The 23,477-nt window shown below is 62.5% G+C and carries 21 protein-coding genes; 14 read left to right on the top strand and 7 right to left on the bottom strand.

Features of this window, described 5'->3' with window-relative positions:
- The first annotated feature begins 211 nt into the window (after positions 1–211).
- Positions 212–376 carry a hypothetical protein gene (locus OXR08_RS00410; RefSeq protein ID WP_267347088.1) on the top strand — a complete coding sequence of 55 codons (165 nt, stop codon included), beginning with the start codon at positions 212–214 and terminating at the stop codon, positions 374–376.
- A gap of 165 nt (positions 377–541) precedes the next feature.
- Positions 542–733: a hypothetical protein gene (locus tag OXR08_RS00405; RefSeq protein ID WP_267347087.1), complete on the top strand. Its 192-nt coding sequence runs from the start codon at positions 542–544 to the stop codon at positions 731–733.
- An 11-nt stretch (positions 734–744) separates the two neighbouring features.
- Here the strand turns inward: OXR08_RS00405 and OXR08_RS00400 are convergent, their stop codons facing one another.
- Positions 745–1,398 (bottom strand): SOS response-associated peptidase, encoded by a 654-nt coding sequence (locus OXR08_RS00400; RefSeq protein WP_267347086.1) that lies wholly within the window; start codon positions 1,396–1,398, stop codon positions 745–747.
- 15 nt (positions 1,399–1,413) lie between these two features.
- Positions 1,414–1,740, bottom strand: a complete 327-nt coding sequence (locus tag OXR08_RS00395; protein ID WP_267347085.1) for a hypothetical protein — start codon at positions 1,738–1,740, stop codon at positions 1,414–1,416.
- Between the two features lie 260 nt (positions 1,741–2,000).
- On the opposite strand from OXR08_RS00395, the gene OXR08_RS00390 reads away from it, so the two are divergent.
- Positions 2,001–2,393, top strand: a complete 393-nt coding sequence (locus OXR08_RS00390) for a DUF3768 domain-containing protein (RefSeq protein WP_267347084.1) — start codon at positions 2,001–2,003, stop codon at positions 2,391–2,393.
- A gap of 819 nt (positions 2,394–3,212) precedes the next feature.
- On the top strand, positions 3,213–4,562 hold the full coding sequence (locus OXR08_RS00385; protein WP_267347083.1) for a hypothetical protein: 1,350 nt from the start codon (positions 3,213–3,215) through the stop codon (positions 4,560–4,562).
- 25 nt (positions 4,563–4,587) lie between these two features.
- Here the strand turns inward: OXR08_RS00385 and OXR08_RS00380 are convergent, their stop codons facing one another.
- Together OXR08_RS00380 and OXR08_RS00375 are read right to left on the bottom strand one after the other, a co-directional pair.
- A complete protein-coding gene (locus OXR08_RS00380) occupies positions 4,588–5,916 on the bottom strand; it encodes a hypothetical protein (RefSeq protein ID WP_267347082.1) in 1,329 nt (442 codons plus the stop codon).
- A gap of 5 nt (positions 5,917–5,921) precedes the next feature.
- Positions 5,922–6,206: a hypothetical protein gene (locus OXR08_RS00375; protein ID WP_267347081.1), complete on the bottom strand. Its 285-nt coding sequence runs from the start codon at positions 6,204–6,206 to the stop codon at positions 5,922–5,924.
- Positions 6,207–7,821: 1,615 nt separating this feature from the next.
- Between OXR08_RS00375 and OXR08_RS00370 the strand changes: the two genes are divergently transcribed.
- Positions 7,822–8,502 carry a ParA family protein gene (locus OXR08_RS00370; RefSeq protein ID WP_267347080.1) on the top strand — a complete coding sequence of 227 codons (681 nt, stop codon included), beginning with the start codon at positions 7,822–7,824 and terminating at the stop codon, positions 8,500–8,502.
- On the top strand, positions 8,499–8,843 hold the full coding sequence (locus tag OXR08_RS00365; RefSeq protein WP_267347079.1) for a hypothetical protein: 345 nt from the start codon (positions 8,499–8,501) through the stop codon (positions 8,841–8,843). Before OXR08_RS00370 ends, OXR08_RS00365 begins: the two co-directional genes overlap by 4 nt.
- A gap of 393 nt (positions 8,844–9,236) precedes the next feature.
- On the opposite strand, the gene OXR08_RS00360 is transcribed toward OXR08_RS00365, so the two are convergent.
- A complete protein-coding gene (locus OXR08_RS00360) occupies positions 9,237–9,593 on the bottom strand; it encodes a hypothetical protein (protein WP_267347078.1) in 357 nt (118 codons plus the stop codon).
- Positions 9,594–9,846: 253 nt separating this feature from the next.
- Between OXR08_RS00360 and OXR08_RS00355 the strand changes: the two genes are divergently transcribed.
- The 3 genes from OXR08_RS00355 to OXR08_RS00345 are packed head-to-tail and all read left to right on the top strand — an operon-like array spanning position 9,847 to position 12,718.
- Complete coding sequence (locus tag OXR08_RS00355) at positions 9,847–10,428, top strand: hypothetical protein (RefSeq protein WP_267347077.1); 582 nt, start codon at positions 9,847–9,849, stop codon at positions 10,426–10,428.
- Positions 10,425–11,855: a relaxase/mobilization nuclease domain-containing protein gene (locus OXR08_RS00350; protein ID WP_267347076.1), complete on the top strand. Its 1,431-nt coding sequence runs from the start codon at positions 10,425–10,427 to the stop codon at positions 11,853–11,855. The genes OXR08_RS00355 and OXR08_RS00350 overlap by 4 nt, the downstream gene beginning before the upstream one ends.
- Positions 11,852–12,718 (top strand): hypothetical protein, encoded by an 867-nt coding sequence (locus OXR08_RS00345; RefSeq protein ID WP_267347075.1) that lies wholly within the window; start codon positions 11,852–11,854, stop codon positions 12,716–12,718. The genes OXR08_RS00350 and OXR08_RS00345 overlap by 4 nt, the downstream gene beginning before the upstream one ends.
- A gap of 262 nt (positions 12,719–12,980) precedes the next feature.
- Here the strand turns inward: OXR08_RS00345 and OXR08_RS18660 are convergent, their stop codons facing one another.
- The gene (locus OXR08_RS18660) at positions 12,981–13,616 is read right to left on the bottom strand and encodes a response regulator transcription factor (RefSeq protein ID WP_267347074.1); all 636 of its coding nucleotides are present in this window, start codon (positions 13,614–13,616) and stop codon (positions 12,981–12,983) included.
- Complete coding sequence (locus OXR08_RS00335) at positions 13,613–16,888, bottom strand: PAS-domain containing protein (RefSeq protein ID WP_267347073.1); 3,276 nt, start codon at positions 16,886–16,888, stop codon at positions 13,613–13,615. The genes OXR08_RS18660 and OXR08_RS00335 overlap by 4 nt, the downstream gene beginning before the upstream one ends.
- A gap of 213 nt (positions 16,889–17,101) precedes the next feature.
- Here OXR08_RS00335 and OXR08_RS00330 point away from each other — a divergent pair, with 213 nt between their 5' ends.
- The 5 genes from OXR08_RS00330 to OXR08_RS00310 all read left to right on the top strand — a co-directional run bounded on the left by OXR08_RS00330 (position 17,102) and on the right by OXR08_RS00310 (position 23,384).
- On the top strand, positions 17,102–19,141 hold the full coding sequence (locus tag OXR08_RS00330) for a carbon starvation CstA family protein (RefSeq protein WP_276589282.1): 2,040 nt from the start codon (positions 17,102–17,104) through the stop codon (positions 19,139–19,141).
- A complete protein-coding gene (locus OXR08_RS00325) occupies positions 19,125–19,325 on the top strand; it encodes a CstA-like transporter-associated (seleno)protein (protein WP_267347072.1) in 201 nt (66 codons plus the stop codon). Before OXR08_RS00330 ends, OXR08_RS00325 begins: the two co-directional genes overlap by 17 nt.
- Before the next feature lie 115 nt (positions 19,326–19,440).
- The gene (locus tag OXR08_RS00320; protein ID WP_267347071.1) at positions 19,441–20,859 is read left to right on the top strand and encodes a DcaP family trimeric outer membrane transporter; all 1,419 of its coding nucleotides are present in this window, start codon (positions 19,441–19,443) and stop codon (positions 20,857–20,859) included.
- 167 nt (positions 20,860–21,026) lie between these two features.
- Positions 21,027–21,407: a hypothetical protein gene (locus OXR08_RS00315; RefSeq protein ID WP_267347070.1), complete on the top strand. Its 381-nt coding sequence runs from the start codon at positions 21,027–21,029 to the stop codon at positions 21,405–21,407.
- A gap of 177 nt (positions 21,408–21,584) precedes the next feature.
- Positions 21,585–23,384 carry a methyl-accepting chemotaxis protein gene (locus OXR08_RS00310; RefSeq protein WP_267347069.1) on the top strand — a complete coding sequence of 600 codons (1,800 nt, stop codon included), beginning with the start codon at positions 21,585–21,587 and terminating at the stop codon, positions 23,382–23,384.
- Positions 23,385–23,477: the final 93 nt, after the last annotated feature.

The following is a 23,477-nucleotide window of genomic DNA, read 5'->3' as shown; positions in this document are numbered from 1 at the left end:
CCGCGACGCTCCCCACCGACGTGCTTCACCCCGCTCTTGGAGGCGCAATCCTTGGGCCGGTGCGGGGCCTTGTTCGATCAACCCGTTAAGGGTCCGGGCGCTTCGCTACGGCTTTCTTGCGCGCGCAAAAAAGTGATCGCAGCCCCTTCCCGTCCTGTCGGGCGCCTGTCGAGCGGGGATGAACCCCGCCGGCTTCACAGGAGCCTCGGACATGTTCAACGATATCTGGATCGCCCGCAAATCCGCCCTCAGCCTCGCCCGCAGCCTGATGGTCGCCACCATGGTCATCGCCATCGGTACCCAATATGCCGTCATCACCGCCGAGGACCACGACAGCTCTCTCATCATCGTCAACGAATACGACCCCTTTGCGTGACACCTTCGGGGGCCGAAAGGCCCCCTCTCCTCATCGCGTGCGAAATAGGGTTCGAGCCGGCATCGAGCCGGCCCGAACCCTGCTGGGCCGACATCCCGTCGCGTCGTCCAGTGACCGGTACAACACCGGCTTACCGGCGCGCGACGTCGGTGCTATGATACGGCGATGGCGCAGGAACTGGACGACATCGCGGCGCAAACGGACTGTCCGGTCTGCGGCCGGGTGCTGACGATCCCCTATCGAACGCTTCGACTGGCACGGACGATCGAGTGCCAGGGCTGCGGCGAAACCATCCGACCGATCGACGACACGCCGATCGGCCGCGTCCAGAAGCTCATCGACGAATCCGGCACGTAACGGGCAGTGCGTTACAGAAGCGCCCCTGAGACCTCGTGGAACGGGCGAATACGGAAGAGATTGGGCGGCTCGGTCGCCAGCAGGTCATCTACCGGACGATCCGGATCGAGCCAGCGCCCCCAGTTCTCCTGCCGCAGGACCACCGGCGCGCGATCGTGAAGATCGCTGAGCGCGCCGGGTGGTTGCGTCACCATGGTAAAGCTTTCGACCTCACCGGCATCCAGCGTCGTCGCGCGATCCCATAGGCCGGCGAGGCATATCGGCGCGGCATCGCGCGGCGCGACGAAGAATTTCGGCTTGGGCTTCCCCTCACCCTTCCATTCGACCCAGCCCTCGGCTGCGATAAGGCAACGCCGACGCTTGAACGGCTCGCGGAACGATGCCGCCGTCTTCACGCCCTCCGCGCGCGCGTTGAATGTGGCGGCCTTCCAGCCTTTGATTGGGCCTTTGTAGAAGAACGGAAGCAGGCCCCAGCGCATCCATGTCAGTTCGACGCCGTCATCCCGCGGCCGCAACACGATGGCGCGGTCCGTCGGGCGGATTTCCGACTGCGGCTCCAGATTGGGCGCCATGTGCGGCTCGGGGAAGCGCAAGGGGATCCGCACCTCCCGAAAGTCCTGGCCGATCTCGTCGAAGCCCTTCGTACGGCGATAGTTGGTACACATGCCGGTCGAGCGCGCTCAGCCCAGCGCCGTGCGTGTCGGAGGCAGCGTGTCGAGCCCGGCGACCAGCATCGGATCGCGCAGCAGCGTCGTCCAAGCCTGCCCATAGGTTCTCGATGCGACGTAGAAGGTCGCCCCCGAACAGCCGACCATGCGGCAACGCTCCAGCTTGTCGACCAGCGAATAGCGCGACCCATGGCGCGCCATGACATCGTCGAGATCGACCCGAAGCAGCGTGCCGCACGCTGCGCAGCGCGCGCGTACCAGCACCTGCATTCGACGCATCTCGCCGGCGCTCTCCATCCAGCCAGGCCAGAGCGCAATGACATCGGCACCGGTTTCCATCGCCCGAGGATAGCGACCATCCCTCCCGTCCGTCCAGCATCAGCGGATCGGCCAGCATGACCCCCCTTCTCCTCCCCTCCGATCACAAGGGCCTTTCGGGCTCCGGCGTCCTCGCCGTGTCGTTGTGCGGTGCAAGACCGCCAGCGGTCTTCTCCACATGCGTTTCGACCCTTCGGGTGCCCCGCCCCCCTATGCCCCGGCGGTCCTGTCGCCTGTCGAAAGGCCCCGATCGACGGGGTTTCGCAAGCCAGGAGACCATCATGTCCGACCACCTTCCCCAACCCGCACGACCGGCCGGCGGTCCGCGCGAGACCGCCCGCCTGAACGACCGGCTTCGCGACAACATCACCCAGCCCGGCAACGACCGCGTCATGATGACCACGGGCATCGCCGACCTACTCGGTGACGTCTCGATCTTCCGAAATTTCCGCAAGCGTGCTGACCTGCTGCGCCTGATCCGCGGCTTCGATGCCTTCACGCCCGCCAACGACCCCTATGGCGAGCACGACCTCGGCAGCTTCGATTTCGAAGGTGTCTCCTGCCTTTGGAAGATCGACTATTACAACACCGACCTGTCCGCAGGATCCGAGGACCCCGGCGATCCCGCCGTGACCGTCCGGGTCCTCACGATCATGCGAGCCGAGGAGCGATGACGCGGGCCTGCCCCGGCCTTCGGGCCGGGGCGGGCCGCTTTCAACATAGGGTCGCGTCATACGGAGCTTGCTTCGCGTACGCCTTCCGGATCTCGCGAAGCGAGGCCGGCACCGACCTCAACGGCCCCGATCCGCCGTGCATGGCGAACCGGAAGCGCGATGCCCCCGACCGTCCCCACCGCCGGGCCGAGGGCCCGATGTCCTGCTGTCAGATCCGCCATCGGCCGAATGCTGTGCCGGGCGCGCCGCTCCCACCTGCCATGCATTGCATGCCCTTGACGTCGCGAAGACGCCGGGTTCTGCGCTCGCCCCCCCTCGATCACTGTTGGGACAGAATTCGCCGGCAAGTGAGGCGTTGGTCGCAAAAGCCGCCGAGGGACCGGCTTGTCGGCTTGCGCCACCAACAGGCCCTTAGATACAGGTGCGGCACTTGCGGAGACGCAGGCCGGGGCGTGGAAACCCCGTAGTGTCAGAGCCGGTTCGATTGACCGGGTGGCGGGCGCGTATGTCCAAGCCACCCGGCCAAAGGCGTCTGCGCCAAACTCACACTTGGTTTCCAACACCCGGTTTCGAAGCGACGGCGTGCTCTGCGGGGCACGCCGCCGGCTTGCTCATCCACCGTCCGCGTCCGGTCCCCACGTCGCCAGCGCCACCTCGGGGGAGCCTCATACTCGGCCGCCAGATCGCTGGAACGGGCCCGCGCCAGCTTACCTGTTCAAAGCCGCCGGTCCTTCGTAGTCTGGTGACAACTGCGCCCAATCTCCCAGCGGGGGACCGACGCCAGCACGCGACGGCTGATGCCGCAGGAACGGGGTACGAATGGCGCTGGAGATCTACCATCTGCGGGCGATCGGCGAGCGCGGCGAGGAACTCCTCGACGCGCACGGGGATAAGGGCCGTTTCGCCGAAGCCGTCGATGACGATCTCCATCGGCGCGGCGGGCCTCCCCTGCCCTGCCTCATGACCTTTACCTCCGGGCGGATCACGCACCACGGCACCCTGTTCGTCGGGAACAAGGCCGCAGAAGGCCGCAAACGCGTCAACATCAGCCAGGTCGAACCGCTGCGCACACCCTTGCGGACTGTCGATATCGTTGACCGCATCTCCGGGCGGTTCAAAACCTCGATCCGCGGGAGCCTGCGTACCAGCGGCCTTGTCGAAGGCCCTGCCGCTCTCGCGCTGCTTGAAGCGATCCGGGACCTTGATCCGCGCCTCGCCGCGGAGATCGACCGGTTCGAGACCGACCGCCGCCGCGTCGCGACGTTGCCGCCGCGAAAGCGGGAGGCGCTCGCTCTCGAAAAGGAGATGACCGGCACCGCCCTGTCCTTCTCCGGCATCGATCGCCGCGAGCTGCTCAACTGGCGGATGCCGGCAAGTGAGACGGGGTGCTTTCTCGACGGGCTGGAGCAGGTCAGGCACCGCGAGGATGCCATGATCATGAACGACATGCAGCACGTACCCGGCTTCGAGTATATCGGTCCGAGAGCCCAGTCTGCGGCGCAGTTCAGCAACGGTGACGTCACGCTCACGCTCGTGCTCGCCAATCATCTGGCGATCGAAGAGCAGCTCGGCGCCGACCTCCTCTATTACAACGAGACCTACCGCGCGTTCACGCTGATCCAATACAAGGCCATGGAGCACGGCGCCATGGCGACCGCCATCTTCCGTCTCCCCAACCACAAGCTCGACGACGAAATCGCACGGATGCGCCAGCTTCAGCAGCAGCTCACCGACTGCCCGCCGAACACGCATTGCAACGGGTTCCGGCTGCTCGAGAACCCGTTTTACCTCAAGCTGTGCCCGCGCATCGAATTCGAACCTGCTGACACCGGACTGGTTAAGGGCATGTATCTCCCGCTGGACTATTGGGACCTCATCGCCGCGGATCCCACAAAGGCCGGACCCAAGGGCGGTCGCCTCGTCTCCTTCGACAATGTCGGCCGGCATTTCGACAATACCAACTTCATCCCGCTGGTCGCCAATGGCTGGGTGGGAACGACCGCCGAACAATCCGCCGTCCTCGCCCCCATTGTCCGCGAGCTGATATCCGAGGGGCGTTCGCTGACCCTGGCCGTGTCACGCACGCGGAAGAAACCGCCGCCGCAAGCCGCTTACGTCAGCCGTCGGGCGCGGGAGGAAGAGCAGCAGCACGTGCGGCTCTATCGTTGACGCCGTTCCGTCGATTGCCGCGCGGTCACCGGAAGATCGAGAATGGCGCGCCAATGAAGACGCCCGCCACGAACTCCTTCTCCTTCGTCCCATAGCCGAGGCGCAAGCCGCCGATCAGCTTCGATTTCTCGTCGGGAACGAAGTAGAATGGCAGATCAAAGGCATATTCGTCGTGGGACCAATCGTAGGTGACCTGTGGGCTGATGGCCGTGCGGCCGACGATCGGCAGGGCCGGCAGGTAACGGCGGTAATCCAGCGCGATGAGCCCCTTTCGGTCATTCGTCGGACCCCCTTGCGCCCCAGTGAGACAAGAGATCGGCTGCGACGGATCGCGACCGGCAGGGCAAAGGACCCCCGCCGCCCCCTCCTTATAGGCCCATTGATAGGCAAGAGACACGGTTGCGGACGACGCTACCGCCGTCGGCAGGATCGTCAGATAGCCACCTACCTCTTTCGAGAACCGCTCGGCGCTGTCCATCGTTACCGCAGAGGTGTCGACAAATTTGAAATTCTTGTACCCAAGCGCAACGCTGGCGCCGGCGGCGTAGGCGAACCGACCGGGAGCCACGCTGTCCTGAAACGTCCGTCGCAACTGCCGCGATCCGTAATGCCGCAAGACCATGGTGCGCTTGTCATCAGAGAGGCATTCGGTTGCGGTCAACGGACCCTTGCGCGTCTTGGCATCATCGACGCAATCCTGTTGTATCTTGGCAAGCTCGGTAAGAGCAGCATCGGGAACATCGCCGCTGCCGACCCTGCGCGAGTACCAGGAGAGCGTGAATTTGGCCTTCGCTCCGTCCGCCAGGCTGTCGAGGTTCGTGATCCTCGTCGGGCCCCCGCTCCTGTCGAGCGGCGCCGACAATTCAAGACGTTGCGATAACGCGCCGAACCAGTCCCCGGTCGCCGGCTTCTTCAATTGGGGGAAGTTGCCAAGGGTCACGGTAGCGGTCGACCCCGCCGTGCTCCCGCTGATCGCAATCGAGGGCGCATAGGAAGTGAACGCCTTCCCTGGGGGCGCTGGCGGGGTATCGCCGACATCGGCCACCGCCGGTAGCGCGAATGCGCTTGCGGAAGGAGCGCCCCCCGCGGCACGGGGCGCGTCCGGTGCCGAGCCGGTCACCGGCGACGCAGACGCCAACGTGGTTGTGGTCACGGCCGCCGGTACGGTCGCCGTCCCGTCTCCGTCCTCGAGGCGGCGCATTCGTTCCCTTAACGCGTCCAGTTCCTGCTGCAGCATTCCCATCCGCTCGTTGATCGCGCGCATCTCGGCACGCCGGTCGCTGGCCTGCGCGATAGCGCTGGCGGGAGTGCCGATTATCATCAGCGGCAGGCAGGTGCTGATGCAATAGCGCACCGCCCCTAGCACCGGAACATGACCTTGTAGGTAGAGGCCATGACCTCCGTATCGCCAATTTCGAGCTTTCCAGACTTCTTGAACTCGCCATTGTCCGTGAGTTCATAGTCCGCGGTGTCGCCCGGCTGACCACTAAGCGTTACGCAATACCAATGATCAGCCGGCGGCTTGCTGACCTTTTGTATTTCCTCACCGTGCGCATCCAGCCCCACGAAGCTGCCATCGATATGCACGGTAACAAGACCGGTGCCCTTCGCCTTCGCCTTAACGTGGATGTTGACCTTCGCCATATGCCCCCCGACACTGACAGCCCATCGATGTGGATCCGGCGATCAGAAAGTCCGATCGGCAAAACTATAGACCCTCCCAAGGCCTACATTCAAAAGATACCAGAATCGAACGTCGCCAACAACGTCTTAAGACTGCTTTTTCTTCGGATTTTGTCTGCTCGTCATCGCATTCTCTCAACAGATCGCAGGTGCTGACGTCACCCTGTGGCCTTGATCATGATGGCGAACGGAGCGGTCTTGGCATCGATGCCGAGGCCGCCAGGATCGGCGTTCACTGGAACGTTTCCCCCTCCCCTACCCCCGGATCAGCGCAAGACTCGTCGTATCGTAGGCTGCAGATACATGATGCGATCGGACTGTGCTGGCAGCCCGCTTTGCCTACAACGCGTCGGCCTACCGGTCGGGAGGCGGTCCGGTCGCCTGGCGCGGCATCGCTACACCGCCGATACTCCCAGCGTGTCGATGGTGCCTCGGGATATCTGATTGATACGCGACCAGGCCAGTCGTTCCGCCACTCGAGATCACCCTCCACCTCCGTGCCCCCTTCATTGGTAATCTAAGGAGTGAGGCTCGCACCCTTTCGCTCCCGCAGCTGCGCACAATGTGAACAAGTTAGTGGGATGAGCATGTGCGACATGTGGCTGGCCTCTACGCAGTTCACGTCGGTTGCAGCAGGGCTCAAGCGCCGCGTAAGTGAACAGGTGCGCGCGGTGAACAGGTGCGCGAAGTGAACGTGGCATCGGCGTGAATATGCTCATCGCGCGATCATGCTCATCTCGAGCGCTGACCCGCGGCCTGCTCACCTGACGAGGCACTCCTCCTCCGCCGATCCGAGAGCCGGCCCCCTGCTCGCGTCGGGTGAACTTGTGAGCATAGAGCCTGCGTTCACACAGTGCACAAATGAACAAGTGGGACTCGTTCGCAAAGAGCGCATGCCAACAAAGTGAGCGTTCGGCCCGCGGTGCGCATGTTCGCGCCGTGTGCATGTCAGCGAAGCATTATCAGTGCCGCATGTGCCCGCGCGGGCTATTTGATAGCGCCCTTCAAGGCCGCCGATCGCGCCACCGAAGCGACGAACAACCGTAAGCCGAACGCGTCAAGCCGACTGTGCACATGTGGGACATGCTGTCGCTGCGCCTCAAATGAGCAAGTGCGCAACGTCCACACTGGCACGCGATGAGCATGCGCACAACATTCGCAACGTGAACATTTAGAACGGGTGAACATGTGCACATCCGACACTTGCGTGCACCGTGGGCATGCTCCATCAATAGCCCTGTAAATGAGCCTCCGATCGGGTTTGCTATCGGCGAGTGGGGTAGGGATGCAGCGCTTGCAAGGGGTGCGCCCCGAGCGCCGCTGCCTTGGTATAGGTCGCGCTGGGCGGTGCTGGGTGGGACAGGTGAGCATGTTCACCACGCGAACCTGCTCGCGCGGTGAACAATTCGCATTATAGACATGCGACCGAGGGGACATGTCTACGATGTGCGCATGTGAACATGCGCACGGCGGGTACTTGTGACTTGTGGGAGCTTGTGTCGCTCGTCTACATGTTCGCACAGTCAATGATGTGCGCGAAGTTCACGCGCTCGCAACGCGATTCAGGAGTCCGCTCATGCCGGTGATTACGATGCTTTCCCCGAAGGGAGGCGTGGGAAAGACCACAACCGCACTAATCCTCGGCACCGAACTGGCTTCCAAGGGAGCGAGCATCGTCATGATTGACGCCGATCCGAACTTCCCGCTCGCCCGGTGGGCAAAAAAAGGCGGTAAGCCCGAAAACATCGAGGTCATCCCCGAGATCGATGAGGACGAGATCATCGGAACGATCGATCAGGCGCGCAAGCGCGCCGATTATGTGATTGTCGACCTGGAAGGGAAGGCGAGTGCGCGCGCGACCAACGCGCTGATGATGTCGCACCTGGCACTCGTGCCCATTCAGGGATCGGAACTGGACGCCGTCGAGGCTGCCAGAGCGTTCAAGGTCGTCCGCAATGCCGGAACCGCGCGCGATCGCCTGCTGCCATTCGCTGCAGTCCTGACACGCACGCCCGCTTCGACGCGCCTGTGGCCAAGGGACCTGAAAGCGGTGGTCAGTAACCTCGAAGGCGCCGGCATTCCCATGATCGCTACCGCCCTTGCGGAACGCGGCGCGTTCCGCGGCCTCTTCAGCATGGGGGGAACGCTCGACGACATGACCTCGGCCGACGTCGGCTCTCTGGATAGCGCGCGTCAGAACGCAGCGGCGTTCGCCTTCGATGTCGTCACGCTCCTTAAGGAAGGACTGTCCGCATGACCGAAAAACCAGCAGCCGCCACCCGCCGGTCGATCACCAGTTTCGCTGATGACGACGACATCCCGGTGCCGACGCCAGAGCAACTTGCGGCCGCCAAGACGGCAGGGGAGGGGCTTGGCTTCCGATCCGAGAAGCCGGCGCCACCCGAGCCGCAGCGGCCCGCGCCGCGGGTGCGCCAGGCGAAGTACACCGATGCCATCCACGTCCGCTCGCTACCCGAGGACCGGGCGCGCTTCGAAGATTTCGTTTGGCGCAACCGACTTTCCAAGGGCGAGGCGATGACGCGTCTGCTCGACTACGCCGAGGCGGAAGAGCAGCGCCGGGCAGAAGCTAAACGCTGAATATCGGCCGCTGCTCGCAAGGGGAAGCGGCAGGGAGGGGGGGCCATGCGGCGCTCCTCCCGCAACAGCCCCCCTTCTTAGGCGATCGACTCGCGTCGTAGATCGCTGAACCCTCCGCGACGCGCCTTCGGCAATCCGTGCCCCCGTCGGCGTCCGCGCTTACGCACCTACGAGGGTGCTCCTAGTCGAGATAGAGCGCTCCTGCTGCCTCTCCCCGTGCTCGCGCCAACCCCGGCGATGTCGCATAAACAGGCCATTCGACACGCTTCTACCGCATCGGTCACCAATGTGCGGAGCGCTCTCGATGCGGTCGGCCATATGGTCGAACACGCGACGACAGTCCCGGGAGTGGTGTAACGACCCGTGCCCATCGACGCTGATCGGACAAGGCGTCTATTGCGAGGCGATCGACGACAAATGGCGTGCCACTGCCTTTCCGCCATGGGTTGCAAGCGCGGCCGCTATGCACCGCGCGTCGGACTTCTCTAGCGCGGCGATTTTGATGCGCTCGAGCGCAGCGAAGAGCACCGGACGTCCTGCGTCGCGCTCCGCCTCTCGGGCAACCTTGGCCTGCTCGTCGACGCGTGCAAGCTCAGCCAGGAGCGCCTCTCGCCGGGCCGTGATCGTAGCGAGATCATCTGGCTTGACTGATTTGCGAGGCATTCGAAATCTCCCCTTCGGACTAGGCTGATCGATGATCCACCATGGCTGGTGCTGACCGGAATCTCCAGTCAGAACAGTCTTGATCACGGCAAGAAACCTCTGCTTCGCAGGTGTCGTTCCAAGAGTAAGGCCGCACATGTAACGATAACCCGAAAGTAAGAGATCTGTTTTTGGGCGGGACAGGCATTCAAAACACCCGGCTCCGCGTTTGGAGTAGCTTTACTCCATATGAGCTGTTTTTCTGTGAGGGTGGATTAAGTACTAGGGATGGCAGGATATGCCATCTGGCACCAATGTAAGACATTGGGTTTCGATGGCGCCGCTGCACGGGGCTTGAGAGATGATGGTCAGCGTTCGTCTCAAGGACGATCTAGTCGCGGAGATCGACCGCGTGGCGGTCGCTCAGGGGCAAAGCCGAAGTGCTTGGATGGCCAATGCACTCGCGCGGCTCGTCCTCTTGCCCGAGAACGATCATCTGCCGACCGTCGACCTTGGGAGGTTGGGTCATCCCGACGAACAGATCCGGGTGACGATCCGGCTCAATCGCAGCGAGATCGAGGCGATCGATGTCGTCGGAGCGCGGCTGCAATTGTCGCGAAACGAATGGATCAAGCGCGCACTGCGTTGGCAGCTCTGGGACAAGGCAGGGCGACTGCATTTGAGCCCGGTAGCGAAGGAAGAGGTCGCAAAGCTTCGCAAGCAGGTGCTCCTCATAGGTCGGAACATCAACCAGGCTGTCCACGCGATGAATGCCGCGAACCAGCCGGGCAGCAGCCTCGACATCGCCCGCATCGCAGGGCCGTTCATGGCGACATGCACCGATCTCAAAGCAGCACTTCACGCCTCCCGCCGGGCGCTCTCTCGCTATGTCGGGGGGGAAGTGGCCTATTGGACCGGCGCTTATGGCGAACCGCGGGCATGAGCTTTAATCTCTCGGCCGGCACGCTGGACACGATGTCCGGCATTTTCTGCCCCTCCAAGAAGCATCGGTCCGGAAGCGGCGGCGGTTCCCTCGGCGCGCAAACGCAAGGAGGCACGGTCCTTGGTTTCGCCGTCGCCTCCACCTTTCCCAAAGCGTCGCCGCAAGGGGGCACTGGCCGCCCCCTATCCAGAGTCAAACAAGTGTTCGGCGGCGGAACGCAAGCGGCCGCCAGTCGGCGGGCTATCTCGGCGATCGATCGTACCGCGCGGCGCACGCCCGAGGTAATGGTTCGCATCACCGGCCGTCAGCACGGCGGCGGACACGTCCTGGCGAACTTCGTCTATATCTGCCGGCTCGGGCACGGCCCTGACAAGGAACTCGCGCTCTTTACGAGCGATGGCGAAGTCCTGCGCGATGCGCGCGACATGCAGGAGCTCGCACACGACTGGCACGAATGGGAAATGGGGGATGATGCCCGGCGCAAAGGCGCGACGTCTCTTTCGATGATCCTCTCCATGCCGAAGGGGACCGATCCGGAACGACTGAAGGCAGCCGGCCTCGACTTTGCTCAGGAGGAGTTCGCCAACCGCTCCTGGGTGGCATCGCTCCACGTCGACCGCGACCATCCGCATGTTCACCTGACCATAGCCCGCCGCGATCATGACGGCCGACGGTTTCACCCGAACCGGGATGATCTCTTTCGCTACCGCCAACGCTTCGCGCAAAAGCTCCGCGACAGAGGCATCGAAGCAAACGCCACTCCGGCAAAGGCGAGGGGCATTGACCCGCGGCACGAGCATATCTCGGCGCTGAAAATCCGGGCGAAAGGCCAAGTTCCTCGGCTCGACAGAAGCAGGGCGGCGCGTGCCGAGCGCGTCGCCGGAACGGGGGCGACGGATCCTGTGCAGACGCTTTTGAACAAGCGCCATTCCGAGGTTCGCGCGGCCTATGAGTGCTCGATTGCGGAGCTTCGCGCATCCCCGTCCATCATCAACCAAGCCGTTGCGACGAACCTCCAACGGTTCCTCGACGGCCTGAACGAACCTCAGCCGAACTCGATACAGGCAGCCAGAATGCAGGGTGTTCGTGTTGTCGTTGAACCGTCAGCCGCCCTGACCGCGACACATGACAAGGAGGATCCGGTCGTTGCAGCGTTGGCGCGATCCAAGGCGACCCGTAACCGGATCGAAGCTCGTCGAACGCGAGATGAGCGAAGAATTGATCAAGCCAAGTCGCGTTGTCTCCCTGCATCCAGCATGCTCGATCCGGACGTACAGAGCCGGACCAGTTCTACGGCGGAACGATCCTCAATCAAATTACAGCCCGACGGGATCGATGACGTCATGCGACAGATGCAGGACCGTGAGCGTGACCGACTGGTACATGATCGTAATCGCGATCCGGATAGGGGAGGGCCGAAGCGGTGACCGAGACTATCAGGAGTGACGCGCTCGCAGCGATCCTCGACGCTATCACCCTAATGCAGGAGCAGCTGGAGGAAATGGGAGCCTGGGCCGGCAGGATCGAGGCGGGGCAAGCCGAGATTGCCGCCCGCCTCGAACGCCTTGACGCTGCGTACGCGAGTGCAGTTGAACTTGGGCCTCAGCTAAAGGGAATTCGTGGCGACCTGCGAGTCAACCAAGCCGCGACAAGGGACGGCCTCGTGCGGCTCGCTGAAGTAGCAGGCTGGGCGCATGCAGCCGCCATTGGCAATCCAGCGCCGCTTCCTGTTGAGATTGTCGATGACCCGTTGTTGGAGCGCTTTGTGCTCAGCCAGCCAGCTGACCGAACCTCGACGCTTCGCTCCTTGATGGATTGGCGCCGGGTGGCGGTGGGGGTGGACACTGTACGCCTGACCAACATCCTAGAGCGCCAGTACAAGCCATCACCGACCGATCGCCCGAAGGACCGTATGCTGCGATATCAGCTTGCTGCAGTCACACGAGAGGAACTGATACGGAGGAATGCTGCGCTTCCTGCGTTGCCCTCTTGCACTGTCACTGCAGATCGCTCCGATGCTGCGCAACGAGCACGATCAGCCGAACTTTTAGCGGTATGGCGAGCGGGGGAGGGTGCTTTCCTCTTCTCCGAGCCGGAACTTGCCGGAGCGTTGGATATAGTCGCTGCTGCGCGCGGGGAAGGGGCGTTAATGCCGGAACAGGATTTTTGCGCTGGCCTCGACGATTTACATGAAACCATATCGGGTTGGTTAGCGGAAGGATATCGGCCAGCGCTGGCACGCTACCCCGATGACCTAGCCTACGATTTGCCGACTGACCGAAGCCGTTGACCAAGCGTGCGTGACTTTGGCGTAAAAGCTATGCAGGCACCCCGCCGTATCCTGTCATTCAGCTGTCAAACGTTGCACTGCCGATCACACGCTTCCAGATCGATCAGGCGATTTTACCGTGCTGGCTTCCGCAACTAGGTTTGATGCGAAAACAATGGGATGTGGTATGAAAACTATTTACCTTATTCTACATACTATAAGCTCTGCTAGCCAAGGAAAAGGAGAAAATTGTAGTGAAGGTGCCGGCAGTTGCAAGGCTTATTTATGTTGATTGAAGATCGCCGGCTAGCAGCGCAGTTCGCGCAAGCACTGCGGCTTGAGTGCGAGTACTGACGCCCAAGCGGCGCATGATCTGTGAAACATGTTCTTTAACACGTTGCTCACTGATCCCAAGTGCGGCCGCTATTTGTTTATTCAGTAAACCATCGACGATCATATCGAGTACCCGGCATTGCTGCGGTGACAGGGTCGCATAGCGTAAAAAGAAGTCATCGCAAGCCGCTTGGCGCTCTTCCTCAGGAATACGGATTTCTCCGTTGAGGACCGCCGCTATGCCATCGCTAAGGAGATCGAGCGGAAGATACTTGGGAAAATAGCCGCGAGCACCAAGGGCGAGCGCACCAGCGATAAGGGCGGGCGTAACGCTGGCAGAGAGAATTGCGACTGCCAGGTCTGGCGACGCCGCCCGCACCGAAGCAACGCCGCCAAGGGCATTGGCCCCAGGAATGTCGAGGTCCAGTAACAGAAGGCTGGGACTATGGATTTCGATCTTCGTCAGGACCTCGTTCAGCGAAACCGCTCGCTCAAACCGATAGGTGGGGAGGAGCGATGTCAGTCCGTCGATCACCGCTTGTAGGAAAAGTGGATGATCCTCGGCCACTAAGATCACGCCGGTCACGACGCCAATCCGTCGACAAATTCGCGAAGCCGCACCGTGTCGATCGGCTTGGCAAGAAGGTTGATGCCGCGTTGCGCCGCCCGTTTGGCGGGGCCGGGCGAACGGTCGGCGGTAACGAGAAGGGTAGGCACGTGCCGACCCCATAGCGCGCATAGTCGGTCGTACAGGTCGATGCCGGTCAACCCGTCTTTAAGATGATAGTCCAAGATGATCGCATCGGGCGGTTCCCGCGACGGAACCTGTTCGGCGCGATGCCCCCAAGCGGTACAGAGACCAGCTAGCGCGGCCTGAACGCGGTCATCGTCATCGATGCACAACAAGCGGAGCGAACGGCCGGCGCGATCAAGCGCCTTTTCGGCTGGCGTTGGCTCCGTTATCTGCGTGGCGAGGGGTAGGCGCGGTACACGCACAAAGAAGCAGGCGAAGCGACCGGGTAAGGACATGACGCCGACCTGGTGGCTTAAAAGTCGGCTCATCCGTTGGACGATAGCAAGACCTAATCCCATGCCCTCCGACCGCTCACCGCGGCAGAACGGCTCGAAGATCGCGGCGCGGCGGTTGGGATCGATCCCGTGACCATCGTCCCATACCTGTATATCGACGGAAGCGCCACGCGCGCGGCATCGCAAGATCACCCGCCCTGCGTCGGCATGGCGTAGCGCATTGACGAGATAATTCTGTACGATGCGGCGCAGCAGCGCCGGGTCGCTCATCGTAGCGAGGCCGGAGGGCCTGTAGCCGAGGCTCACCCCCCGTTCCTCGGCGAGTGCGCCGATCTCACGCACCAGAGGCAAGAGCAGCGCATCAAGTGAGAGCAGCCGCGGATCCGGAACGATCCCGCCGGTATCGATCGCCGACAGGTCGGAGAGGCCGGCGATCATCGTCTCTGTTGAACGGATCGCGGCGGCAGCATCCGCAGCGGCCCGCAGGGCTGGTGCCGGAAGTGCAGACGTCGACTCGATGGTGGCGATGAAGAGGCGGGCGGCGTGGATTGGCTGCAACAGATCATGTCCTGCAGCCGCCAGAAAACGTGTCTTCCCGAGGTTCGCGGCCTCTGCGGCTGCTGTCGCACTCTCCAGCGCCTGCGTGCGCTCGCGAACGCGTTCCTCCAGTGCCTCGTTGGCACGCCGTAGCGCCCCGGCGGCATGATGCCGCTCGGTTACGTCGCTGTAGGTGGAGACCATGCCACCATCAGGCAGGCGGTCGAACGCGATCTCGATCACCGTGCCGTCCGGCCGCTCGCGTTCATAGACATATGGCCAACGTTCCGCTTCGAATGCATCGGGTGCGAGCAGGAGCCGGGGGTCGCTGCCGGCATAGCGCGCGCGCGACAGGTTGTGGTGCAGTAGGTCGGCAAGCGGCAGCCCGACGCGCACCAGTCCGTCAGGCAGGTCAAGTAGCCGCAGGAAGGTGGCGTTCCACCCGAGCACGCAGCGGTTGGCGTCGAAGATGCAGATGCCCTGCGGGATGGTATCCAATACGGTCCGGAGCAGGTGGTGATTGATCGCTAGCGCTTCCGACGCCTCGTCAAGGATCGCACGTGCGTCATGGCGGACCAGCGCACCTTCGTGGCCGGCCGCTGCCATCACGATCCGGGCGGACGAGATGCCGATTGCGCCGGCAAGTAGCGCGCGGGTGCGATCGGCGAGAAGCGCCGTGGATCCCGCCAGCGAAGTTTCCGCCAAATCCGCCCCGACGAAGCGCGCGGCTAAGGCGCGTAGGTCCTCCGCTTTCATTCGTCGGCCGGATGCAGGGGCTCCGTCTGGTGCGGCCGGTACAGCGATGGACACAAGCGCCAGCAGCGCGGTGTTGATACCAAGACTGGCGAAAGTTGCCGCGGCAATAGGGTTCGTGCCGCCGACGACCGGGCGCCAGTCGGGCGGCAACAGCAGGAGCCAAGCCCACATGGTCAGGCCAGCGGCTATGCCTGCCACCGCGCCCGCACTGCTCGCACGGCGCCAGTAGAGGCCCGCCAGCATTGCTGGTCCGAACTGCGCGACGCCAACGAACGACACCAGTCCGGTCTGGGTCAGGTGATAGTCGGCGATCAGCCGGTGCATCGCATAGGCGAGCAGCAGCACCGCGACGACCGCGATCCGTCTCACGCGGATTAGGAGGGAGGATACGTCCTGCCCGGCAACCGCGCCACCCCCTGCGTTACGCGAGCCACGGAGGATTAGCGGCACGATGACGTCGTTGCACAACATCGTTGCCAGCGCGACGGTGGCGACGATCACCATGCCTGTCGCTGCGGACAACCCGCCCACATAAGCAATGACGGCCAACGCCGGCCGGCCGGCGCGGAGCGGCAGAGCGATCATGAAACTGTCCGCTGCGCCTGTATCGCCGAACGCAGCGACGCCCGCAGCGGCGACAGGCAGCATCATGATGCTCAGTAGCGCCAAGTAGAGTGGGAACAGCCAGCCCGCGCGCGCCAGGTCACCCGGCCGCGCACGCTCGACCGCCAGCACATGAAAGATTTGGGGCAGGCATAGGAATGACAGGCCGGCAATCAACGTATCTCCGACCCATGCTGCGGCGTCGGGCGGCGGCAGCGGCGGTAAAGCGGCGTAGGCACGTACTAGGCCTGCCGGTCCGGAGCCGAAGGCATTGGCGACCACGGCGCACGCTACGATCAGGAAGGCGGCAAGCTTTACGATACTGTCGAACGCGACGGCAATCATCAGTCCGCGATGCCGCTCGGTGCGATGGGCGTGGCGCACGCCGAAGACCACGATCAGCAACGCCATCGCCAAAGCGAGCCAAAAGGCAGTATCTTGTACAAGCCCCGCAGGACCGCTTCTGGACGGCGCCCCAATACCGGAAAGCCGCTCGAAGCTCCCGGCCACTGCCTTCAGCTGAAGCGCAATATAGGGCAGCACTGCCGCCAGCGCTCCCACCGTCACCAGCGCCGCGATCGATTGTCGCGTGCCGTACCGGCCCGCGAGGAAGTCGGCGACCGAGGTCGCGCCCTGCGCGTCTGCCGCCTCGATCATACGCGAGAGCACCGGCCGTGCCACCGTCAACAGGAGCAGCGGAGCGACGTAGATTGGCATGAAGCCCCAGCCAGTGCGCGCCGCCTGTCCAACCGATCCGTAAAAGCTCCAGCTCGTATTGTAGATCGCGATGGTCAGCGACAGCAATATGCCGGCAGTAACCGGATGCAGAAGCCAGCGGGATTCACGCGCGCTCGCGCGGTCGCCCCACCATGCAATAGCGAAGAGAATTGCGACATAGGTCGCACTGATCGTGGCCAGTAATTTCCAGCTCAACAGGCCTGCTCTCCCTACCGGCTGTTGTGCCCGCTCCGGCCCTGTCTGTCACCCCTCCCACCCAAGGTAGGGGGCGCACGTCGCGCAACGTCATGCCACCATGGGGCATCGGCTGACGCGAAAACCGGCGCGGCACGGATTCAGGAGAGTTGAATGTTGCGAGAGGCGAGGGGGGCGGTGTCGATCAGGCCGCAAGGAGCGGTCGGATGGCTGATGTGGGTTGGGGTGGCGCTGATCGGTGCTGCCGCCCTCGGTGTCGTCGCACTGGCTCGGGGAGAGCCTATTAACGCCCTTTGGATCGTCACGGCAGCGCTGTGCACTTATGCGATCGCCTATCGCTTCTACGGACTTTTCATCGCGCGGCGCGTGCTGGCGGTGGATCCGACACGTCCGACACCGGCGGTGCGCCGCAACGACGGGCTTGATTTCGTTCCTACCGACCGCAACGTGCTGTTTGGCCACCATTTTGCGGCGATCGCCGGCGCAGGACCGCTGGTCGGTCCGGTGCTGGCAGCGCAAATGGGCTATCTGCCTGGCACGCTGTGGCTGCTGGCGGGGGTGGTATTTGCGGGCGCGGTACAGGATTTTCTCATCCTGTTCTTCTCGACGCGCCGTGACGCGCGCTCGCTGGGGGACATGATCCGCACCGAGATGGGAACTGTGCCCGGCACGATAGCGCTGGTCGGGGTGCTGATGATCATGATCATCCTGTTGGCGGTGCTGGCGCTGGTTGTGGTCAAGGCATTGGCCGAAAGTCCATGGGGTACATTCACCGTCGTCGCTACGATTCCGATCGCCTTGCTCATGGGCATCTACAGCCGGTTTTTGCGACCTGGCCGGATCGGCGAAATGTCGCTGATCGGCTTCGTCCTGCTGATGGCGGCGATCATGGGCGGCGAGCATGTGGCGCATTCCCCCGTGCTGGGGCCGCTGTTCACGTTGACCGGACCGACGCTGGCACTTGGACTGATGGCCTATGGCTTTATCGCCTCGGTCGTGCCGGTATGGTTGCTGCTGGCACCGCGCGACTATCTGTCGACCTTCCTCAAGATTGGCGTTATCGCGGGACTTGCGCTTGGCATCCTGTTTGTCCAGCCGACCTTGCAGATGCCGGCCGTGACGCAGTTCATCGATGGTACCGGTCCGGCTTTTGCCGGCAAGCTGTTCCCATTCCTTTTCATCACGATTGCTTGCGGCGCGGTATCGGGTTTTCACGCTCTTATCTCGAGCGGCACCACTCCCAAGATGATCGCGAGCGAGGGACATCTACGCTATATCGGTTATGGCGCAATGCTCACCGAAAGCTTTGTCGCGATCATGGCGTTGATCGCGGCCTGTGTTCTCGATCCCGCGATCTATTTCGCGATGAATGCGCCTGCTGCACTGATTGGCACCAATCCGGCGAGTGCTGCAGCCGTAATTAGTGGATGGGGCTATGCTGTCACGCCGGACATGCTGAGCAACATCGCTCGCGACGTCGGTGAAGGCACGATCCTAAGCCGTGCGGGAGGCGCCCCGACACTCGCGGTCGGCATGGCGCACATTCTCAGCCAGGCGGTCGGTGGTCAGGCGCTGATGGCCTTCTGGTACCATTTTGCGATCTTGTTTGAGGCGCTGTTTATTCTGACCACGGTCGATGCGGGCACACGGGTGGCCCGCTTCATGATCCAGGACCTGATAGGCACGGCCGTTCCGGCAATGCGGCAGACGGAGAAGCTGGGGCCAAACCTTGTGGCGACCGCGATGGCGGTCGGCGCATGGGGCTACTTTCTTTACCAAGGGGTTACCGACCCGCTGGGCGGCATCAACACGCTATGGCCGCTGTTTGGCATTTCGAACCAGATGCTGGCGGCGATCGCCTTGGTACTGGCGACGGTCATTCTCTTCAAAATGAAGCGCCAGCGTTACGCATGGGTTACGATCCTGCCTACGGCATGGCTACTGATCTGTACGCTGACCGCCGGGTGGCAGAAAATCTTCCACAGCGACCCGCGTATCGGCTTCCTCGCGCATGCCCGTAAATTCTCTGATGCAGCCGAGCGCGGCGAATTGCTTGCGCCGGCTAAGACGATGGCAGAGATGGGGCGAATCGTGTTCAACGACCGCGTCGATGCCGCCCTGTGCGTCTTCTTCATCGCGGTGGTTCTGGCCATTGTCGCCTATGGCATCAAAGGCGCGTTCAAGGCGCTGGCAAGCAAGCAGCCGACGACACGGGAGATGGGCGGGGAGACCGGTCATGCCGTCACTACGTGACGGCTGGAACTTGGCTACGCGGACGGCGCGGCTGATGGTGGGGGTGCCCGACTATGACGCCTATGTCGCGCACCAGGCAGCACATCATCCGGAGGCTCCACTGATGGATTTAGCGACGTTCCACCGTAACCGCGTCGATCGACGCTACGGCGGCGGACCGGACCGTGTGCCGCGCTGCTGCTGAGCAAGGGGGGAGTTGCCGTAACGCGCCTCCCAATTTCAGTTGAAAATAATACGACAGGATAGGATCTTCCATGAAGAGGAACGGGGGAAAAGCGCGCGCCGCATTGGGTGCGTGCATGGTGATGCTTTTGCCAATGCCAGCGGGCGCGCAGGCGGTTGCAGAAGACGATTTGACGCGGCTGCGTGCAGCGATGCAGGCGATGCAGGCGCGGATCGATCAACTCGAGCGCCGGCTCGCGGCCCCGGCCATGATGGCACCGACGAGCGCACCGGCGGTGGCGCCGCGTGTAGTGGCGGCGTCGCCTACGTCCGGCGGGGTACAATCCCCAGACGTGACGGCGCGGACGGTATCGCCACCCGCAGGCAGCGCATCGGTCGCGTCGCAGGGGGCACCGGCAGGGACGGGGGGCAACGGCTTCCGCATCGGTGCGACCGACTTCAAGATCGCTGGCTTCGTGAAGGGCGATATGCTTTTCAGCCGTTACAGCGCGGGGGATAGTGCGACTAACGTATTAGGTCGCGACTTCGCGCTGGCGCAGTCAGTGCCGGTGGGCGGTGTTCGTGCGTCCGGGCTACTTACCGACGCTCATGCCAAACAGAGTCGGCTGGGGTTCCAGACCTCGACCCCGCTGGCTGGTAGCCCGATGACAACGCTCATCGAGATGGACTTTCAGGTGCAGAGTCCGCCTGCGGGGACAGAGCGTGCTCTCAATCCATATACGTTCGGACTGCGCCGAGCGGTACTCGGCTATCGCGGATTCGCCGCAGGCCAGGACTGGAGTACCTTCCAGTTTGTCGGGGCACTGCCAGAGACCGCGGACTTTCTGGGGGTAACGGAAGGTACGGTCTTCGTGCGACAGATGGTCGCACGGTATACTCAGGCATTCGGCCGGGGCTGGTCGGCTTCGGTGTCGATCGAGAATCCCGAAACCGTCACCGTATCGCGCACCGCCGCGACGCTCAGCGACCATGACGATGACAGTTTGCCCGACCTTGCCGCGCGCGTCGGTTGGAAGGGCGACGGCGCCGAGCTGTCGCTGGCGGGCGTACTGCGGGCGATGCGCGCCAATCCCGGAGGCACTGGCGCAGCGGCAACGGCGGCTGGCTGGGGACTGTCGATCGCCGGCGTCGCGTCGTTGCCGACGGGGAAGGGCGACGATGTACGTTTCATGTTAAGTGGCGGGCGCGGGGTAGGGCGATATGTCGGAGTCAGCTTCACTCCCGATGCGGTCTACGACGTCGCAACGGCTGAACTCGACCCGGTCGGTATGACCGCGGGTTTCGCTGCCTATCGCCACTACTGGACGACGAAGCTGCGCAGTACGGCAATGGGATCATACCAGCGCGCCAACAATCCCCTCGGGACCTCGCCACTGCTGAACCGGCTGGCCTATAGCGTTGCGGCCAACCTCTTCTGGAGTCCGCTACCTAAACTCGATCTCGGTGCCGAGTTTCGGCACACCTATCGCGAACTGGAAAGCGGCGTTTCCGGCACGCTCGATCGGTTGCAGTTCACCGTCAAACAGGGGTTCTGAAACGAGGTGGCTTCGAAAGCGAGGAGCGGTCTACGTGTCCGGGATCGTCAATGTGTCAACCTCGATAGTTCGCGGCAAAAAGTGACATCTGCAGTCGCTCGCACCGACGCTGCCGCCGATCCAACGTCGCAAATCTGGAATGTCTCGAGCGAGGAAGGAGCGGTTACGTGCCACTGGATAACCTGATGAGTGACTATCCTTCTTTGCAATGGATAGGTGGTGCGATTGGTGCGCATACCTTCAAGCCCTGCGGTAACCCACCTGATATAAGGGCAGCGAGTTTTAACGAGCCATTTGACGTGGTGCCTGAAACCCAGTTTCTAGGTGCCCGCTGGCACTTGGGTCACGCAGTCAATCTGCGCCGGCCGGCTACCCTGCTTTCTGACTTGCGACTTGCCTTCGGTGTGGCGTCGTTGGAGCAAACGTTCGACAACCACTGCATCGACATCGCCACGCCTAGGAGCGACACCGTCGGACTGATCCGCTTGCAGACCGATCAATTGAACAATGTCACGACGTTGTCAGCTGCTTTTTGCGAATCGCCTTGAAGACGCGAATGAGCCTGGTTCGTCAAATAACTGCGGGCATGGTTTGTGACCGCAGGGACATCTTTCTGACGCCAGACCCGCTCACGACTTTCAAGATATCGATGGACTGAGCCCGACCGCAGGGGCCGCACAGCCTCATACTTTTTACCGATTTGACTTCCAACGGGAACCTTACCGATGCGCTTCACTATCAAGGCGAAATTGGCGGCCGCCATGTTCGTCCTTATCCTAATGCTGATTGCCGTTTTGGTGATTGGCGTAAGTGGCATGAACTCAATGAATGCTGCGTCTGACGAGCTCATCGACGGGCCGGTTGCGCGCATCATTCGCGCTCAGAAAATTGCGACGTCGATGAGCGCTAACGTGCGCGCGCAGAAGAACATAATTCTTTCGAACGATCCTAGTGAGCGCGAGCGTTTCAGCAAAGTCATGTTGAGCAAGCGGGAGGAGGTCGCCAAGTTGATGGACATCGCCGTTGCCAAGGCAACGCCAGAAGGTCGACCGATGCGAGAACAGATGCGCGAACGCTTCCGCGCTTTTGCCGGCATTGACGAGCGCATCCGCAGATTGGCGTTGGACAACCGAAAGGCCGAAGCTGCGGTGTTGACGATGAACGGCAGCCTGCAGAACGCGACAGCCATCGACGCAATACTCGACCGCGTCATGGCGGAGTGCAATGAAGCATTGGAGGCTGCCAAAGCCGCGTCCTCGGCGACCTATTCAGAGGGTCGTGCAGCAATGTTCGTGGTTGCTGCCATTGCGTTGACGATTGCGATCGGTGCTGCGGCATGGCTGTCGCTGCTGGTAGCTGGGGGGCTACGACGCGTCGGTGCCGCAGTCGAGGCAGTTTCGAGCGGCGACCTCGATCACGAGGTTAAGGTGACGACGAATGATGAGGTCAAGGATCTGGTCGGACTGGTAAACCGAATGACTGACAACTTGCGCAAGTCCGCTATGCTGGCCGGATCGATCGCGCACGGTGATCTGACCGTTAATCACAAGCCACTGTCTGAAAAGGACACGCTAGGACGTGCTCTGGTCGAGATGGTGGAACGTCTGCGCGGCGTGGTAGGCGATGCGACGATGGCGGCCCACAATGTGGCCTCAGGCACGCAGCAACTGTCCGCAACCGCAGATCAGGTAAGCCACGGTGCCACTGAGCAGGCGGCAGCCGCCGAGGAAGCCTCCGCATCGATGGAGCAGATGGCCGCTAACATCAAACAAACTGCTGACAATGCTGCGCAAACTGAAAAGATTGCGCGTCAGTCTTCGAAGGATGCTGAGGCAAGCGGCGAAGCTGTTGAGAAGGCGGTTGGCGCGATGCGTACCATCGCCGAGAAAATCGTCATCGTGCAGGAAATTGCTCGTCAAACCGACCTTCTGGCGTTGAACGCTGCGGTTGAGGCAGCCCGTGCCGGTGAACATGGCAAAGGTTTCGCGGTGGTAGCGGCGGAGGTGCGAAAACTAGCGGAGCGCAGCCAGGCGGCGGCTGCCGAAATTGAGGCGGTGTCATCCGACACGGTAACCGCGGCAACCCATGCCGGAGAGATGCTGACCCGCCTCGTCCCCGACATTCGCCGCACCGCTGAACTGGTAACCGAGATCAGCGTGGCTTGTCGCGAGCAGGATATTGGTGCTGCGCAGATCAACGAGGCAATCCAGCAACTCGACACGGTAACGCAGCAGAATGCTTCCGCATCTGAGCAGATTTCAGCCACATCCGAGGAACTTGCTAATCAGGCCGAGGAACTACAGGCGGGTATTGCCTTTTTTCGCGTCGAGGGGGTGGCCATAGATAGCCGGCCAGCACGCAAACCGGTGGCTGGCAGTCCGACTGCGGTATCCGATGTTGCACCCGCGGCGAAGCCTCGGCGCAAACTGATTGGCCAACCGCCGGTCCGAGCCGGAGGTTTCGCGCTCGACCTGACCCAGGGCGGTCCGGACGACGAAGACCTCGACTTCCGTCGCACGGTCTGACCCCATCCAATATGCTGACGGTCGTCTTCGGTTTGGGTAAAGAAGGCCTTCGCCCTACAGATGTTGTTACGACGTGATGTCGAGATGAAGCCA

The sequence above is a fragment of the Sphingomonas sp. GM_Shp_2 genome, assembly GCF_026540875.1.
GTDB lineage: Bacteria > Pseudomonadota > Alphaproteobacteria > Sphingomonadales > Sphingomonadaceae > Sphingomonas > Sphingomonas carotinifaciens.
Note: the sequence above shows the minus strand (reverse complement) of the source record. Positions and strands in the feature narration are given on the sequence as shown.

Excerpts from the sequence above, each read along its gene's own strand:
- OXR08_RS00375 (WP_267347081.1), bottom strand. The coding sequence starts at position 6,206 with ATGGCGAAGGTCAACATCCACGTTAAGGCGAAGGCGAAGGGCACCGGT.
- OXR08_RS00370 (WP_267347080.1), top strand. The coding sequence starts at position 7,822 with ATGCCGGTGATTACGATGCTTTCCCCGAAGGGAGGCGTGGGAAAGACC.
- OXR08_RS00395 (WP_267347085.1), bottom strand. The coding sequence starts at position 1,740 with ATGGAAACCGGTGCCGATGTCATTGCGCTCTGGCCTGGCTGGATGGAG.
- OXR08_RS00325 (WP_267347072.1), top strand. The coding sequence starts at position 19,125 with ATGCCGTCACTACGTGACGGCTGGAACTTGGCTACGCGGACGGCGCGG.
- OXR08_RS00355 (WP_267347077.1), top strand. The coding sequence starts at position 9,847 with ATGATGGTCAGCGTTCGTCTCAAGGACGATCTAGTCGCGGAGATCGAC.
- OXR08_RS00310 (WP_267347069.1), top strand. The coding sequence starts at position 21,585 with ATGCGCTTCACTATCAAGGCGAAATTGGCGGCCGCCATGTTCGTCCTT.
- OXR08_RS00400 (WP_267347086.1), bottom strand. The coding sequence starts at position 1,398 with ATGTGTACCAACTATCGCCGTACGAAGGGCTTCGACGAGATCGGCCAG.
- OXR08_RS00320 (WP_267347071.1), top strand. The coding sequence starts at position 19,441 with ATGGTGATGCTTTTGCCAATGCCAGCGGGCGCGCAGGCGGTTGCAGAA.
- OXR08_RS00410 (WP_267347088.1), top strand. The coding sequence starts at position 212 with ATGTTCAACGATATCTGGATCGCCCGCAAATCCGCCCTCAGCCTCGCC.
- OXR08_RS00390 (WP_267347084.1), top strand. The coding sequence starts at position 2,001 with ATGTCCGACCACCTTCCCCAACCCGCACGACCGGCCGGCGGTCCGCGC.
- OXR08_RS00330 (WP_276589282.1), top strand. The coding sequence starts at position 17,102 with ATGTGGGTTGGGGTGGCGCTGATCGGTGCTGCCGCCCTCGGTGTCGTC.
- OXR08_RS00350 (WP_267347076.1), top strand. The coding sequence starts at position 10,425 with ATGAGCTTTAATCTCTCGGCCGGCACGCTGGACACGATGTCCGGCATT.
- OXR08_RS00405 (WP_267347087.1), top strand. The coding sequence starts at position 542 with ATGGCGCAGGAACTGGACGACATCGCGGCGCAAACGGACTGTCCGGTC.
- OXR08_RS00365 (WP_267347079.1), top strand. The coding sequence starts at position 8,499 with ATGACCGAAAAACCAGCAGCCGCCACCCGCCGGTCGATCACCAGTTTC.
- OXR08_RS00385 (WP_267347083.1), top strand. The coding sequence starts at position 3,213 with ATGGCGCTGGAGATCTACCATCTGCGGGCGATCGGCGAGCGCGGCGAG.